Source organism: Bradyrhizobium sp. LB14.3, from assembly GCF_040547985.1.
Taxonomy (GTDB): domain Bacteria; phylum Pseudomonadota; class Alphaproteobacteria; order Rhizobiales; family Xanthobacteraceae; genus Bradyrhizobium.
On sequence record NZ_JBEPQT010000001.1, the window covers coordinates 143,653 to 159,049 of the forward strand.

The following is a 15,397-nucleotide window of genomic DNA, read 5'->3' on the forward strand; positions in this document are numbered from 1 at the left end:
TTTGAGGAGCAAGGCCATGTTTCAGCGCATCATCGACGGGATCAGCGCATCCACCGGCACGACTGTGCGGTTGACCTCGTTGGCGGCGGGCGCGGCGCTCGCGCTCTTCATCACGACATGCTTCCTGTGCGCGGCGGCATTCATCTCGGTGCTGGAAAAATATGGTCCAGTGCAGGCTTGCCTCGCGGGTGCCGGCGTTTTCTTTCTGCTGACCCTGACTGCGGCAGTGAGCTATTGGGCCTACAAGCGGCAGCTGCGCAAGCAAGCCCATATCGCGGCCGAGCGCGCCGCGAAGTCGACGGCCGCGAGCATGCTTGCGGACCCCATGCTGCTCGCCACGGTACTCCAGATCGTTCGCGCCATCGGGATCAAGCGGCTGTTGCCGATCCTGGCGATCGGCGGCGTCGCCCTCGGAATCATGGCAAGCCGCGCCGGCGTGCCCGACGAGGCGTCGGCTGAACCTGCCGAGTGACGGCTCAAGCGGGTTAGAAAATTTCGTCGTAAGTCTCACGAGCGCATTTATCGGAATTGGGCACGGACGCCGCGGCGCAATTTTGCCCCATGGGGCAGCGATGCCCCCTCCATCACGCAATCGCTACTCGGATAGGCAGGAGGTTGCCGCTACAAGCAGCGCCCCTGATTCCAAAAGCTATTTTTTCGATGAAACCGTCCGTCAAGGCGAACCTCGCCGCATTCAATCACGACGCCCGGCTCTATTTGACGCTCGGCATCGCCAACTGGTCGATTTTCGTCGACCACATCCCGAACAATGTCGTCAACTTGCTGACGCTGCGAAACTTCGGCTTCAGCGGCGCCGCAGACCTGTTCGTGTTCGTGGCGGGCTATGGCATGGCCATCATTCATGGCAAGATGGCGCTGGAGCGTGGTTACGTCGTCGCAGCGACGCGCATCTTCCAGCGCGTTTGGCGGCTCTACGCCGCCTATGTCGTTCTGTTCGTGATCTACATCGACACCATCGCCTATGTCGCCTCGCAATCGATGGCGCCAGAGATCATCCACGAATACAACATTTCCGGGATCATCGAGCATCCGCTGCGCATCCTGGTACGCGGACTGGTGCTGCAGGAAGAGCCGCTGAACCTCGATCTCCTGCAACTGATGATCCCGCTGATGGCGTTTCTTCCGTTCGCGCTGTGGGGGCTGTTGCGGCGTCCGAACCTGACGCTGGCGGCATCGGTCGCCCTGTACTTCGCGGCGCGCTGGTTCGATTGGAATTTCCGGGTCTATCCGGACCAGGAGTGGACCTTCAACCCGTTCTGCTGGCAGATGCTGATGGTGCTGGGCGGCTGGTTCGCCGTCACCGGTACGTCGGGCCGCGCCCTGCACGGCCTGACCTGGCTGCGCGTGCTTGCAGGCGCTTATCTCGTATTCGCGATGGCGATCACGCTGATGCGCCACTCGCCGACGCTGGCCGTCTACTTGCCGGATGTCGTGCTCGAGAACATCACGCCGACCGACAAGGAAAACCTCGCACCCTATCGCGTGGTCCACTTCCTCGCGCTCGCTTTCCTCGCGACCCATCTGGTCCCGGCCGATCATCCCGGTCTGCAATTGAGGCCGCTCCAGGCGGTCATCAGATGCGGCGAGGAATGGCTCGCCGTGTTCTGCGTCGGCGTGTTCCTGTCCTTTGCCGGACATCTCATCCTGATCACCGGCGCCAATCTGGTGGTGATGCAGATCTCCGTGAGTCTGGCCGGCTTCGCGGCGATGGCCGCGGTCGCGTATTACATCGCTTGGTCGAAGCGGCAGGACCTGCCCGCGGCCTTACGCCAGCAGGCCTAGCCCGGCACCTTCCGATTCCGCTAGGCCGACCATCACGGCTGCGCTATGCGGAGCGGGAGCGGATTGCGCGAGGAGGCCGGGCGTGGCGATGGCGAAAGGCGGGGGTGAGGGAGCCGACAGCGCGCCCCGGCGCGGCCGGCCAAGGTCGATCGAGACCACCAACGCCATTCTCCAGAGCGCCTATGCGCTGATGGCCACGACCGGCCTTGCCGCCACCACCATCGACGCGGTCGCGCGGCGTTCCAGCGTCTCCAAGATGACGATCTACAAATGGTGGCCGTCTCGCGAGGCGTTGCTGATCGACGCCTTCCTCCAGCATGCCGCGCAGATGCTGCCGCTACCGCCTGCAAGCTCCGGCAGTGCCGCCGCGCGCGCACGCCGCCACGCCGCGGCCTATGCCGAAGCGCTCCAGGGCGAGTTCGGCAAGGTCCAGCTCGCCGTGATCTCCGAATGCATTTCCAAGACCGGCTCAGCCGAGCTGTTCTACGCCCGCTATCTGCAATTCCGCCGCGACGCCCTGGTCGAGATGATCGCCGCCGGCCAGAACGACGGCAGCATTCTGGCGGAAGCACCGCCGGAGGATCTCTACGATGCGATCTATGGCGGCCTGTTCTACCGCTACGTCTTCGGCATCGCGCCGATCACGCCGGCCTACGCGCGCAATCTGGTTGACCTCGTGCTGCGGCCGAAGAGCTAGCCTCGCATTACCGCGCCGGCCGGATCGGTGCTGAAAGCTTGTCAGTGCGGTCGCGCTCGGTCATGTCCTCGACCGTGTCCATCGGCGCGGTCAGCTCGTAGACATAGGAGACGTCGGTGAAATAGCGCTTGGCGGCGCCGCCGAGCGCCTCGGGCGCGACCCGGTCGAGCAGGATCAGGCCGAAATCGGAATCGGGGCGGCGCGTCGCCTCGCTGGTGTTGAACTCCTCCCAGCGGAAATGAAAAACCTCGCCAGTCTCCTCGCTCGTCACCGTCCAATTGGCGGTGATGTGCGGATGCTTGCCGACCAGCGACAGGCCCTCGTCGGAGTGCGAGGCCAGTTCGAAGAACAGCAACGACAAGCTCTGCGCCGCGCGCGCGCTGACTGCGATGTCCGGACCGGTGACGGCGATGCGGTCGGCGTGCGGGATGGCGCGCGCCTCGAACAGGCCCTTCAGCTTGACGCCCTGCCACTGGCTCTCGCTGAGCAGCGAGACAACGTTGGACATGGCGTGAATGCGGCCGATCAGGAGTTCACGCGCGACATCGATGTCGGAGCCATGGCGCAGCGTGCGCGTCACGATCGACTGGATCACGGCCAGGATGTTCTTGACCCGGTGGTTGAGCTCGTCGATGACAGCCGTCAGCCGGCGCTCGAAGCCGATTCTGACCTGGATTTCCCGGCTGAGCCGCAGATTGTTGTAGGCGACATAGCCGAACAGGCCGCACACCATCGCGGTGATCGCAAAGCCGATCGCCGCCACGATGATCGCAGTCTGCTCGGCGCGGCGCGCCGAGTTGGTCTTGGCGTAATAGCCGAGCTGCCAGTCGCGACCGCCGAAGCTCACCGTGCGCGTCGCCGACGGCGCCGGCCCATCCGCCGCCGTCGTGCGGGCCGAGACCACGCCTTGATCGTTGGCGACAAGCTCGCCACCCTCCCTGCGCGGATCCTTCAGCGCGACCGCGAACAGCGACATGTCGTCATTGGTCAGCATCAAGGAGGCGAGCTCGTAGGAAAATGTGATGAAGCCCACCGGCTCCGTCGCGCCCTCGGGGATGACCGGAGCGGCCACGATGATGCCGACCGGTCCGTCGCCGCGCAGGAGAGGAACCGGCTCGGAGGCAACCGACCTCTTCTCCACTCTGGCGCGTGTCAGCATGGCGCTGCGCACCTGATCCTGGTCGTAGCTGCGGCCGGGCAGCGCCTTGGTCTCATTGCTGCGCGGTTCGAGGTCCATCAGCACGTCGATCGGCTGAGTGACACGCGCCGGATCGATCGGCTTGTCGTCATAGCTGCGGATCTGCGGATTGGGGAAGCCGGCGCTGGCGATGGCGGTCTGCGCTGCGGCAAGCTCGTCCGGCTTCAGGCGGGCGACCCAGCCGGCCACCACGAAATCGGTCTTGAAGGCGTAGATCGCCGAGCGCAGCGGCTCGAGCATGTTCGGTTTGAGCACCGACGGCGTCCGGAACAGGCCGGAGGCGACCCGCGCAAGCAGTTCGCGCTCGGTGAGCCGGTCCTGGACCAGGCTCGCATGGACGTCGATCGCGCGCGCCAGCGCGATCCGGTCCAGCGCCAGCTCCTGGTCGTGGACGCGATAGGCCGCAAGCCCGGAGAGCAAGGCTCCGAGCAGGGCGATGAAGCCGATGATGAAACCCAGCCGGACCACGCGACTACTCAGGCGAAAGCGGGAGGTCGGCAATAAACAAGGAACATATGAACGCCGCTCGAACGGCCATGTGCCGAAACAGGGTGAACCCCGGTGGCGGAGATAATGAAGGAGGAGGCATCAGTACGCAACTTGGGTCGCCTGAAAAGCATAATCCGCTCGGCCGATGGTCCGGCCGGGATGGTTCGGCTCCCGGGCACCGGAGGTAGATAATCGCCCTGTCCGAAATTGGTTCCGCGGATGGCTCCGCCCACTGGGCGTTAACGGATAGAAACGCCTGCGTTAAGTCGTCGCGTCGGTCAGCTGTCCCGTTTCAAGCCGCCTTTGGCCTCGATAAAGCCGATGATGCGGTCGAGCCCCTGGCTCTTCTTCAGGTTGGTCATGACGAACGGACGCTCGCCGCGCATCCGCCTGGCGTCCGTCTCCATCTTTTCCAGCGAGGCGCCGACATGGGGCGCCAGGTCGATCTTGTTGATGACAAGGAGGTCGGACCGGGTGATGCCGGGGCCGCCCTTGGACGGGATCTTGTCGCCGGCCGCGACGTCGATGACGTAAATGGTGAGGTCGGCGAGCTCCGGGGAAAAAGTGGCAGCGAGGTTGTCACCGCCGGACTCGATCAGCACGAGATCGAGCGCGGGAAACTTGGCGCGCATGTCCGCCACCGCGGCGAGATTCATCGAGGCATCCTCTCGGATCGCGGTATGCGGGCAGCCGCCGGTCTCGACCCCTGCAATGCGATCCGGCGTCAGCGAGCCCGAGCGCACGAGGAATTCCGCATCCCATTTGGTGTAGATGTCGTTGGTGATCGCGGCGATGTCGTAGCGTTCGCGCATGGTCTTGCAGAGCAGGTCCATCAGCGCGGTCTTGCCCGATCCGACCGGGCCGCCGATGCCGACACGCAAGGGGCCGTGAGACGTAGCCATCGATTCTTTCCTATCGTCGTCCTGGCGATTGCGGAATGTACTGGCCCGCAATCATGATCTGAACAGCCGCGTATATTGCGTTTCGTGCCGCAGGCTGGCGAGGTCGGCGCGAAACGTCGCGCTGCCGAGATCGTCCAACGTCGCATTCAGCGCACGATTGGCCGTCGCGGCAACCCCGGCTTCCAGCTTCACCAGCACGCGCTGGCTATCGGTCTGGCCGAGCGGAATGAGCCGGCTGGCCGCGGAAATCCAGTTCGAGACCAGCGCATGCAGGAAGCCGTGCAAGGTCGGCGCCAGCGGCACGCCATGCACGGCAGCGACGACGCCGACGGCGACGGGATAGACCAGCGGCGTTCGGCATGCCGCAACCATGGCATTCAGTCCGTCGGCATCCCAAGCGGCGCGGGCGATGTCGATGAAGGCGCGGCCCTGCGATGTCGTCTCCAGCTGCCGCTCGCGCGACGGCACAAAGGCCGCGGCGAGCTCGGCGATATCGCTCAAGGTGGCGCCCTCGTCCGCTTCAGTGGCGCGGTAGGCGTGGACCAGAAACGTCGCATCGCAGAAGCCCGAGCCGTCGCGGAGCATTGCGTCGAGCCAATCCGCCAGCGTCGCTGTGTCCGCGATGTCTCCGGCTTCGACCGCCCATTCGATGCCGCTGGAGTAGGAAAAGCCGCCGACGGGAAACGCCGGCGACAGCCAGGTCATCAGCCGGTACAGCGCCGCCGCCTCACGTTCCGCGAGATCGCCGGCGCCGACCGGCTCATTTGTGGTCGTGAGCATGCTTGTGGCCGTGGTGATGGTCGGGGTGATCGCAATGCTCGTCGTGGTGATGATGATCGTGGCTGTGACCATGGTCATGCGCAACATGGTCATGCGCGGCATGGTCATGACCATGATGATCATGGTGACCGTGGCCATGATCGTGATGCGCGTGGTCGTCGTGTCCATGTGCGTGGCCGGCATCGGCATAGGCGCCGCCTTCGGGATCGAATGGCGCCTCGATCTCGATCACGCGCGCACCGAGGCCCTTCACCATGGCTTCGATGACGTGGTCGCGGCGAATGCGCAGCCCCTTGGCCATGATCTGCGTCGGCAGATGGCGATTGCCGAGATGCCAGCCGATGCGGATGAGGTGGTGCGGATCCTGGCCGCGGATCTCCAGCAGCGGCTCGGGCGCGGCGACCACCTCGACCAGCCGACCGTCCTCCAGCACCAGCGCATCGCCGCCGCGCAGCGCAACGGCATTCTCCAGGTCGAGCAGGAAGGCGAGCCCCCGCGTCCCCGTCATCGCCATGCGGCGGCGGTGCCGATCGTCGAAATCGAGCACGACTGTATCCGCTGGCGCTTCTGCGAAGCGGTGTTGTCCCTTGACCTGCGTCGCCCGGATCATGCGCTGCTACCTCAGAGCTTCTCGACCTTGCCGTCGCTGATGATCTCGATCACCGTCGGCGCCGTCTTCATCTGCGCGGAATATTCGCGCCACACCTTCATGTGCGGCGCCTTGGCATGCGCCGTGAGATCGTCGCGGGTCTCCCAGCGTTCGACCACCACGTACTGATTGGGGTTATTGACACTGACACTACCGTCGTAGGAGAGGCAGCCCTTCTCCTTGAGCGTCTCGACGGTGCAGGCCTTGTGCCCCTTGATGAAGTCGTCCTTGTTTTCCGGCTTCATGGGCGTGGTGGCGATGACATAGATCATGAGGGTTATTCCCTGTTGTTCTTGTTAGCGTATGTCGACCTTCTCGGGCGTGATCACTTCGATCTTCGGCGGTGCCGTGAAGCACTTCACCGCGACGCGGCCGAATGTCTTCATGTGCTCCTGGCCGCGATGCGGCACCAGCGCCTCGGCATTCTCCCACTGTTCGACGAACACCATCTTGGCGGGATCGGTGACACTCTCGTGCAAATCATAGGCGATATTGCCGGGCTCTTTCCGGGTCTCCTTGATGCAGGCAGTGGCAGCTGCAATGAATTCGGCGCGCGTTTCGGGCTTGATGGTCAGGGTGGCAACGACGTAGATCACGAGAAATCCTCCCGGCTTTTCTTTTGGGTTCAAGATACCGGGCGGGACATTAGACCAGGCGGGATCGAACGCAACACCGTAAATCCGCTCCCCCGGGGGCGCGCCGGGGGCATGTGTCGAGGCGCTATTTCAGTACATGAAATATCGCTGCGCCATCGGCAGCACTTCGGCCGGCGCGCAAGTGAGAAGCTCGCCGTCGGCGCGCACCTCATAGGTCTCCGGATCGACCTCGATATTGGGTGTGGCGTCGTTGTGGATCATGCTCTTCTTCGAGATTTTTCCGCGGGTGTTCTGGACCGCATAGAGCTTCTTGTCGATGCCGAGTTTTCGCGCGAGGCCGCCGGTGATCGCGGCCTTCGAGGTGAACACCACGGAGGATGCGGTCCGCGCCTTGCCGAAGGCACCGAACATCGGCTGGTAGTGCACCGGCTGCGGCGTCGGGATCGAGGCGTTGGGATCTCCCATGGGCGCGGCGACGATCATGCCGCCCTTGACGATGCAGTCCGGCTTGACGCCGAAGAAGGCCGGCGACCACAGCACGAGATCGGCGAGCTTGCCCTTCTCCACCGAACCAATCAGCTTCGAGACGCCATGGGCGATCGCGGGATTGATGGTGTATTTGGCGAGATAGCGCTTGACGCGAAAATTGTCGTTGTCCTTGCCCTTGTCCTGCGGCAGCGAGCCGCGCTGCTTCTTCATCTTGTCGGCGGTCTGCCAGGTGCGGATGATGACTTCGCCAAGGCGGCCCATGGCCTGGGAGTCCGAGGACATCATCGAGAGCGCGCCGAGATCGTGCAGGATGTCTTCGGCGGCGATCGTCTCCTTGCGGATACGGCTCTCGGCGAAGGCCAGATCTTCCGCGATCGAGGGATCGAGATGGTGACACACCATCAGCATATCCAGATGCTCGTCGATGGTGTTGCGCGTGAAGGGGCGCGTCGGGTTGGTCGAGGACGGCAGCACGTTCTTCAAGCCGGCGACCTTGATGATATCAGGGGCGTGACCGCCGCCGGCGCCCTCGGTGTGGAAGGCATGAATGGTGCGGCCTTTGAAGGCCTTGATCGTATCCTCGACGAAGCCGGATTCATTCAGTGTGTCGGTGTGGATCATCACCTGGATGTCGTAATCGTCGGCGACCGACAGGCAATTGTCGATGGCAGCCGGCGTCGTGCCCCAATCTTCGTGCAGCTTCAGCGCACAGGCGCCGGCCTTGATCATCTCGACCAGCGCGGCAGGCCGCGAGGCGTTACCCTTGCCGGAGATGCCGAGATTGACCGGAAAGGCGTCGAACGACTGGATCATCCGCCCCATGTGCCACGGCCCCGGCGTGCAGGTGGTGGCGAACGTGCCGTGCGAGGGGCCGGTGCCGCCGCCGAGCATCGAGGTCACGCCAGACATCAGCGCGTGCTCGATCTGCTGCGGACAGATGAAATGGATGTGACTGTCGAAGCCGCCGGCGGTGAGGATCTTGCCCTCGCCCGCGATCACGTCGGTGCCGGGACCGATGACGATGGTGACGCCCGGCTGGATGTCGGGATTGCCGGCCTTGCCAATACCGGCGATCATGCCGTCCTTGATCGCGACGTCGGCTTTCACGATTCCCCAGTGATCAACGATCAGCGCATTGGTGATGACGGTATCAGCCGCGCCCTGCTTGTTGGTGACCTGTGATTGCCCCATGCCGTCGCGGATCACCTTGCCGCCGCCGAATTTCACCTCCTCGCCGTAGGTGGTGAAATCCTTCTCGACCTCGATGATGAGGTCGGTGTCGGCCAGCCGCACCCTGTCGCCGGTGGTCGGACCGAACATGTCGGCATAGACGGAACGCGTTATTTTGACGGACATCACAAGCCCCGTTTGCGTTTGAATTTCGGATCGGTGCTCACAGCGAGGCCCTCGCTGTGAGCACCATGTCGTCGAATGTCGTATCGAGCCAGGCGTTGTCGCCGCGGCAGCCCGCGATCACCTGCTCGGACCAGCCGACGTAGTCGGTGAGGTCGTCACGCTCTTCGGCGGCTGGATCGGAATGAATGCGCGCGCCGATGTTGCTGATCTTGTCGGCGATCTTGATCAGCCTGGCACCGGCCGACTTTTTCGGTGCTTCGATCACCTGCCGACGCCGTCGCTCGGCCTTCGGCAGGCTCATGTCGTCGGTGCACTCGACGACGAGTGACGCGACACGGTCGGAGAATTTTTGCGCGAGCTCCTCGCGCGTGGTGTCGGTGTCCTCGATCGCATCATGCAGCCAGCCGGCCGCAACGAGTTCGGCGTCGGCGCCATCGGTCGCTATCGCAAGCAGGTTCGCGACCTCGGCGAGGTGATTGATGTAAGGCTCATGACCGCGGCCCTTGCGCGCCATCCCGTTGTGGCGGCGCGCGGCGAACTCGGCGGCTTCGGAGACGAGGCGGACGGGTGACAGCATGGCAAAGACCTCCGTTTTCGTCTCAACCGTGCCGTGCCGCGCTCGTTCCTGTGGAGCTCACAGCTTCCCCATCACGTCGCCGCGGAAGCCGTAGATGGTTTTCTTGCCGGCGACGGCGACGAGCTGGACGTCGCGGGTCTGGCCGGGCTCGAACCGGACGGCGGTGCCGGCGGCGATGTCAAGGCGCATGCCGCGGGCCTTCTTGCGGTCGAACTTCAGTGCCGGATTGGTCTCGAAGAAATGGTAGTGCGAGCCTACCTGGATCGGACGGTCGCCGGTGTTGGCAACCGTCAGCGTCACGGTCTTGCGGCCAGCATTGAGCTCGATCTCGCCGTCCTGGATGAAGAGTTCACCGGGGATCATGCTCTCGCTCCTACCTGATCGGCTCGTGCACGGTGACGAGCTTGGTGCCATCCGGAAACGTCGCCTCGACCTGGATGTCGTGGATCATCTCGGGGATGCCGGGCATCACCTGTTCACGGGTGAGGACCTGCGCGCCGGATTGCATCAGCTCGGCGACGGTGCGCCCGTCGCGTGCGCCTTCGAGGATGAAATCGGAAATGATCGCGATCGATTCGGGATGGTTGAGCTTGACGCCGCGATCCAGCCGGCGGCGGGCCACGATGGCCGCCATCGAGACCAGAAGCTTGTCCTTTTCGCGGGGAGACAGGTTCATGCGAAATCTCTTCCGTTCAACGCATCAATTCAGCCGGTCAGTTCAGCCAGAGCCTCGGCAGCGCCGCACCGCTGCGCGCCAGCACGGCCATCATGTCGGCGCGCAGGCGCGCCGCATCTTGGGCACAGAACCGCGCCATTGCAAAGCCATTCCAGGCGGACATTCCGACCTCGCCGGAGAATGAGTCCGACGCTTCCCGGATGCGCTCGATCAATGCCTCGTCGCCGGGCACGATCAGCGCCGTGCCGATCGCCGCGCCGCTTTTGGCCATCGCGGATCGCGCGAGTTTTGCGCCGATATTGCCGTCGAGCCTGACGGTTTCCGCGAACACGAGCTTGCCGCCGCGGGAGAGCCGCCAACGGTCGACGAATTCGCCCTGCTCCACACGCTCGCCCATGGCGGTGCGGCCGAACACGACGATCTCGCAAAGCAGGAGCGAGGCCGTCTCATCGAGAGCGATGTCGAAGCTACGATGGACGCGGGCCCGATCGAACAGAATGGTCTCTTGCGGCAGCCATCCGATATGCGCACCCGCGGCGACCTTCAAGGCGATATTGAGCTGCGCCGCCGCCCCGGGGGCACGATAGACCTTCTCGGCCGCCGCCGTGGTCAAGGTCAGGCGCGAACCCTCGCCCGCGGCAATATCGATATCAAAATTGTCCCCGCCGGCAACGCCGCCGGCCGTGTTGACGAACACGCCGGAGAGGCCCTCGCCTTCCGGAGAGGGAAAGCGGACGCGCAGGGAGCCGGATTCATGCAAGATCCCCCGTCGCGTCACGCCGTCGCGCGCGTGGACGTCGAAGCGCACTACGCCACGGGCGCGGTTGGCTTCAAACACCGAAGATGTCGTTAAAACGTCGCTGCGCATCCGTCTCCCCAGCCGGCCGCGGCAGAAATTTTGGGATTACAGCGCCATCTGGCGGCTGATTTCGGCCGGGTCGAGATTGGAGCGGTCGCAGGTGAACTTCACCGCGCCGCGATCCATCACCGCAAAACTGTCGCCGAGTTCGCAGGCAAAGTCGAGATATTGTTCGACCAGCACGATGGCGATGTTGCCGAGGTTGCGCAGGTACGAGATGGCGCGGCCGATGTCCTTGATGATCGAGGGCTGGATGCCTTCGGTCGGCTCGTCGAGCAGCAGCAGCTTTGGCCGCATCACCAGTGCGCGGCCGATCGCGAGCTGTTGCTGCTGGCCGCCGGAGAGATCGCCGCCGCGCCGGCCGAGCATGGATTGCAGCACCGGGAATAGCGAGTACACGTCGTCCGGAATGTGCCTGTCCTCGCGCCTGAGCGGGCCGAAGCCGGTCTTGAGATTCTCCTCGACCGTCAGAAGCGGAAATATCTCGCGGCCCTGCGGCACGAAGCCGATGCCTTTGCGCGCGCGCTCATAGGGCTTCAGGCCCGTGATGTCGCTGCCGTCGAGCACGATCGCGCCCGATGAGATCGGATACTGGCCGACCATGGCGCGCAAGAGCGAGGTCTTGCCGACGCCGTTGCGTCCGAGCACGCAGGTCACCTTGCCGGGCTCGGCCGCGATCGACACACCGCGCAGGGCCTGCGCCGCGCCGTAGAACAGGTTGATATCCTTGACCTCGAGCATCGTTCAGCGTCCCAGATAAACTTCGATGACCCGCTCGTTGGCCGAGACCTGGTCGATGGTGCCTTCGGCGAGCACGGTCCCCTCGTGAAGGCAGGTGACCTTGACGCCGAGCTCGCGCACGAACGTCATGTCGTGCTCGACCACCATCACGGTGTGGGTCTTGTTGATTTCCTTGAGCAGTTCGGCGGTGAGATGCGTCTCGACGTCGGTCATGCCGGCGACCGGCTCGTCGACCAGCAGCAGCTTCGGATCCTGCGCGAGCAGCATGCCGATCTCGAGCCACTGCTTCTGGCCGTGGCTGAGGCTGCCGGCGAGACGATTGCGGGCATCGGTGAGGCGGATCGTCTCCAGCACCCTGTCGATGCGCTCGGACTCGTCCTTGCTGCCACGCCAGAACAGCGTGCCCTTGACACTGTGGTCGACATTGAGCGCCAGCAGCAGGTTGTCCTGCACGGTCTGGCTCTCGAACACGGTCGGCTTCTGGAATTTGCGGCCGATGCCGAGTTCGGCGATGCGGGTCTCGTCCAGGCGCGTCAGGTCGGTGACGCCGTCGAACAGCACCGTGCCTTCGTCGGGCTTGGTCTTGCCGGTGATGATGTCCATCATCGTGGTCTTGCCGGCGCCGTTCGGGCCGATGATCGCCCGCATCTCGCCGGGCTCGAGCGTCAGCGACAGGTTATTGATGGCGTGGAAGCCGTCGAAAGAGACGTGCACGCCGTCGAGATAGAGCATTGCGGAAGTGGCGCGGGTGTCCATGACGTTCATCGCGCTACTCCGCCATCCTGGGTTCGGTGATGCCGTCTTCGGCCGCGGCGCTCGCCGTCGTCGCAGCGGCGCGCTTTTCCTTCGACGAGTCCCACCATGCATTGAAGGTGCCGACGATGCCCTTCGGCAGCAGCAGCGTCACCAGGATGAACATCGCGCCCAGCATGAAGAGCCAGTAGGGCGCGAGCATGCCCGAGGTGAAGATCGTCTTGGCGTAGTTGACGACGACGGCGCCGAGCGCCGCGCCGACCAGCGTGCCGCGGCCGCCGACCGCGACCCAGATCACCGCCTCGATCGAATTGCCCGGCGCGAATTCGGACGGGTTGATGATGCCGACCTGCGGCACGTAGAGCGCACCGGCAACGCCGGCCATGCAGGCCGACAACGTGAACACGAACAGCTTGTAGGATTCGACCCGGTAGCCGAGGAACCGACTGCGCGATTCCGCGTCGCGGATTGCGATCAGCACCTTGCCGAGCTTGGAGGACACGACGGAGCGGCAGATCAGGAAGCTCGCGATCAGCGCCAGGCAGCTCAGCGCGAACAGCGCCGCGCGGGTTCCTTCCGCCTGGACGTTGAAGCCCAGGATGTCCTTGAAATCGGTCAGACCGTTGTTGCCGCCGAAGCCGAAATCGTTGCGGAAGAAGGCGAGCAGCAGCGCGTAGGTCATCGCTTGCGTGATGATCGACAGATACACGCCGGTGACGCGCGAGCGGAAGGCGAGCCAGCCGAAACAGAAGGCGAGCAGTCCCGGCACGACCAGCACCATCAGGGCTGCGAACCAGAACATGTCGAAGCCTTGCCAGTACCAGGGCAGCTTCGAATAGTTCAGGAACACCATGAAGTCCGGCAGGATCGGGTTGCCGTAGACGCCGCGGCTGCCGATCTGGCGCATGAGGTACATGCCCATCGCATAGCCACCGAGCGAGAAGAAGGCGCCGTGACCGAGCGAGAGGATGCCGCAATAACCCCAGATCAGGTCGATCGAGAGCGCGAGAATTGCGTAGCAGACATATTTGCCCCAGAGCGCGACGAGATAGGTCGGCACCTGCAGGAACGAACCCGCGGGCAGCAGCAGGTTGGAGAGCGGGATGAGGATGCCGCAGGCTGCGACGACGGCAAGGAAGATCGTCGCGCCGCGGTCCAGCGACCGCGTCAGCATGTGAGGCGTCATGCTTCCACCGCACGGCCCTTGAGCGCGAACAGGCCGCGCGGCCGCTTTTGAATGAACAGGATGATGAGAACGAGGATCGCGATCTTGCCGAGCACGGCGCCGGCGACCGGCTCCAGGAATTTATTGGCGATGCCGAGCGTGAAGGCGCCGACCAGCGTGCCCCAGAGATTGCCGACACCGCCGAACACCACAACCATGAAGCTGTCGATGATGTAGCTCTGGCCGAGATTGGGGCTGACATTGTCGATCTGCGACAGCGCCACGCCGGCGATGCCGGCGATGCCCGAGCCGAGACCGAAGGTCAGCGCGTCGACCCGCGAGGTGGCGATGCCCATCGAAGCCGCCATGCGGCGGTTCTGCGTCACCGCGCGCATCTCGAGCCCGAGCGCCGTGTAGCGCAGCATCGCGAGCAGAATGACGAACACCGCAAGCGTGAAGACTAGGATCCAGAGCCGGTTATAGGTGATGGTGATCTGGCCGAGCTCGAACGCACCGCTCATCCAGGAGGGGTTGCCGACCTCGCGGTTGGTCGGACCGAACATGGTGCGCACCGCTTGCTGGAGCACCAGCGACAGGCCCCAGGTCGCCAGCAGCGTCTCCAGCGGACGGCCATAGAGGAAGCGGATGATGCTGCGCTCGATCAGCACGCCGAGGGCGCCGGCGACGACGAAGGCGAGCGGCACGGCGATCAGCAGCGAATAGTCGAACAGGCCGGGATAGCGGGTGCGGATCACGTCCTGCACCACGAAGGTGACGTAGGCGCCGATCATCACCATCTCGCCATGAGCCATGTTGATGACGCCCATCACGCCGAAGGTGATGGCGAGCCCGATCGCGGCGAGCAGCAGCACCGAGCCGAGCGAGAGGCCGTACCAAGCATTCTGCACGGTGGACCAGACCGCCAGCGAGCTCTGGATCGAGCCGATCGCGCTCGCGGCAGCCTTGGTCACCGAGGCCGGCTGGTCGCCCATGCCGGTGAGCAGCGCCAGCGCCTCCTGGTCGCCGCGCGCCTTGAGGGTGGCGACCGCTTCGAGCTTCTCGACCTCGGCGGCATCAGGCTTGAACAGCAGGATGCCGGCGCGGGCGTCGCCGAGCGCAGCCTTGACGAATTTGTTGGTTTCCTTGGCGAACGCACCATCGACCGCCTCGAGCGCGGTTTCGTCGTGCGACTTGAACACGGATTGCGCAGCCTGGAGCCGCGTTCCGACATCCGGCGACTGCAGCGTCAGGCTGCCGATCGCAGCGTCGACGCTGCGGCGCAGGCGGTTGTTGAGACGCACTGCGCTCGCGCTGTCGGGAACGCTGGCGACGGATTCACCGGTCGCCGCGTCGATCGACTTGCCGTCGGCGCCGGTGACGTAAACCTTCTTGCTATCAGGATCGGCCATGAGGCGGCCGTCCTGGAGCGCGCTGATGATGGGAAAGGCCAGCTTGTTGCCGCTGCTCGCGACGGCGCCGATCGCCTCATCGGTATCGGAGAAATCGTCATTGGCGAATTTGGCGATCGCATCCTCGAACGGACCGGCGAAGGCCGGCAGCGCGAACGCGATCAGGAACAACGAGAGCAGGAGCGAACAGAAACGGGCGGACAAATTGGCTGGCACTGTGAAAGACCCCGGCAGAATGGTGGAGAAGGCGGCGGGATC

General features: G+C 64.3%; 18 protein-coding genes. 3 read left to right on the top strand and 15 right to left on the bottom strand.

What is annotated here, in order from left to right:
• Positions 1-16: 16 nt before the first annotated feature.
• The 3 genes from ABIB00_RS00685 to ABIB00_RS00695 all read left to right on the top strand — a co-directional run bounded on the left by ABIB00_RS00685 (position 17) and on the right by ABIB00_RS00695 (position 2,500).
• Complete coding sequence (locus tag ABIB00_RS00685) at positions 17-472, top strand: hypothetical protein (RefSeq protein ID WP_354103042.1); 456 nt, start codon at positions 17-19, stop codon at positions 470-472.
• A 188-nt stretch (positions 473-660) separates the two neighbouring features.
• Positions 661-1,803 carry an OpgC domain-containing protein gene (locus ABIB00_RS00690; RefSeq protein ID WP_354103043.1) on the top strand — a complete coding sequence of 381 codons (1,143 nt, stop codon included), beginning with the start codon at positions 661-663 and terminating at the stop codon, positions 1,801-1,803.
• An 88-nt stretch (positions 1,804-1,891) separates the two neighbouring features.
• A complete protein-coding gene (locus ABIB00_RS00695; protein WP_247344333.1) occupies positions 1,892-2,500 on the top strand; it encodes a TetR/AcrR family transcriptional regulator in 609 nt (202 codons plus the stop codon).
• Positions 2,501-2,507: 7 nt separating this feature from the next.
• On the opposite strand, the gene ABIB00_RS00700 is transcribed toward ABIB00_RS00695, so the two are convergent.
• The 15 genes from ABIB00_RS00700 to urtB form a co-directional block, all read right to left on the bottom strand.
• The gene (locus ABIB00_RS00700; RefSeq protein ID WP_354103044.1) at positions 2,508-4,166 is read right to left on the bottom strand and encodes a CHASE domain-containing protein; all 1,659 of its coding nucleotides are present in this window, start codon (positions 4,164-4,166) and stop codon (positions 2,508-2,510) included.
• Positions 4,167-4,465: 299 nt separating this feature from the next.
• Entirely contained in the window at positions 4,466-5,089 is a 624-nt protein-coding gene (gene ureG / locus ABIB00_RS00705; RefSeq protein WP_354103045.1) for an urease accessory protein UreG, read from the bottom strand.
• A gap of 51 nt (positions 5,090-5,140) precedes the next feature.
• Positions 5,141-5,869 carry an urease accessory protein UreF gene (locus ABIB00_RS00710; protein WP_354103397.1) on the bottom strand — a complete coding sequence of 243 codons (729 nt, stop codon included), beginning with the start codon at positions 5,867-5,869 and terminating at the stop codon, positions 5,141-5,143.
• Positions 5,850-6,479, bottom strand: a complete 630-nt coding sequence (locus ABIB00_RS00715) for an urease accessory protein UreE (RefSeq protein ID WP_354103046.1) — start codon at positions 6,477-6,479, stop codon at positions 5,850-5,852. Before ABIB00_RS00715 ends, ABIB00_RS00710 begins: the two co-directional genes overlap by 20 nt.
• A gap of 11 nt (positions 6,480-6,490) precedes the next feature.
• Entirely contained in the window at positions 6,491-6,790 is a 300-nt protein-coding gene (locus ABIB00_RS00720; protein ID WP_247343784.1) for a putative quinol monooxygenase, read from the bottom strand.
• A gap of 24 nt (positions 6,791-6,814) precedes the next feature.
• Positions 6,815-7,114 carry a putative quinol monooxygenase gene (locus tag ABIB00_RS00725; protein WP_247343788.1) on the bottom strand — a complete coding sequence of 100 codons (300 nt, stop codon included), beginning with the start codon at positions 7,112-7,114 and terminating at the stop codon, positions 6,815-6,817.
• 129 nt (positions 7,115-7,243) lie between these two features.
• On the bottom strand, positions 7,244-8,959 hold the full coding sequence (ureC, locus tag ABIB00_RS00730) for an urease subunit alpha (protein WP_354103047.1): 1,716 nt from the start codon (positions 8,957-8,959) through the stop codon (positions 7,244-7,246).
• Between the two features lie 37 nt (positions 8,960-8,996).
• Positions 8,997-9,536 (bottom strand): HD domain-containing protein, encoded by a 540-nt coding sequence (locus ABIB00_RS00735; protein WP_247446298.1) that lies wholly within the window; start codon positions 9,534-9,536, stop codon positions 8,997-8,999.
• 57 nt (positions 9,537-9,593) lie between these two features.
• On the bottom strand, positions 9,594-9,899 hold the full coding sequence (locus ABIB00_RS00740; protein WP_007599812.1) for an urease subunit beta: 306 nt from the start codon (positions 9,897-9,899) through the stop codon (positions 9,594-9,596).
• 10 nt (positions 9,900-9,909) lie between these two features.
• Positions 9,910-10,212: an urease subunit gamma gene (locus ABIB00_RS00745; protein WP_247446297.1), complete on the bottom strand. Its 303-nt coding sequence runs from the start codon at positions 10,210-10,212 to the stop codon at positions 9,910-9,912.
• A 37-nt stretch (positions 10,213-10,249) separates the two neighbouring features.
• Complete coding sequence (locus ABIB00_RS00750) at positions 10,250-11,080, bottom strand: urease accessory protein UreD (protein WP_354103048.1); 831 nt, start codon at positions 11,078-11,080, stop codon at positions 10,250-10,252.
• Between the two features lie 36 nt (positions 11,081-11,116).
• Complete coding sequence (urtE, locus tag ABIB00_RS00755) at positions 11,117-11,812, bottom strand: urea ABC transporter ATP-binding subunit UrtE (RefSeq protein ID WP_354103049.1); 696 nt, start codon at positions 11,810-11,812, stop codon at positions 11,117-11,119.
• Between the two features lie 3 nt (positions 11,813-11,815).
• Positions 11,816-12,577: an urea ABC transporter ATP-binding protein UrtD gene (urtD, locus tag ABIB00_RS00760; RefSeq protein ID WP_247343809.1), complete on the bottom strand. Its 762-nt coding sequence runs from the start codon at positions 12,575-12,577 to the stop codon at positions 11,816-11,818.
• Positions 12,578-12,581: 4 nt separating this feature from the next.
• Positions 12,582-13,751, bottom strand: a complete 1,170-nt coding sequence (gene urtC / locus ABIB00_RS00765; protein WP_354103050.1) for an urea ABC transporter permease subunit UrtC — start codon at positions 13,749-13,751, stop codon at positions 12,582-12,584.
• The gene (gene urtB / locus ABIB00_RS00770) at positions 13,748-15,355 is read right to left on the bottom strand and encodes an urea ABC transporter permease subunit UrtB (protein ID WP_354103051.1); all 1,608 of its coding nucleotides are present in this window, start codon (positions 15,353-15,355) and stop codon (positions 13,748-13,750) included. The genes urtC and urtB overlap by 4 nt, the downstream gene beginning before the upstream one ends.
• Positions 15,356-15,397 lie beyond the last annotated feature (42 nt).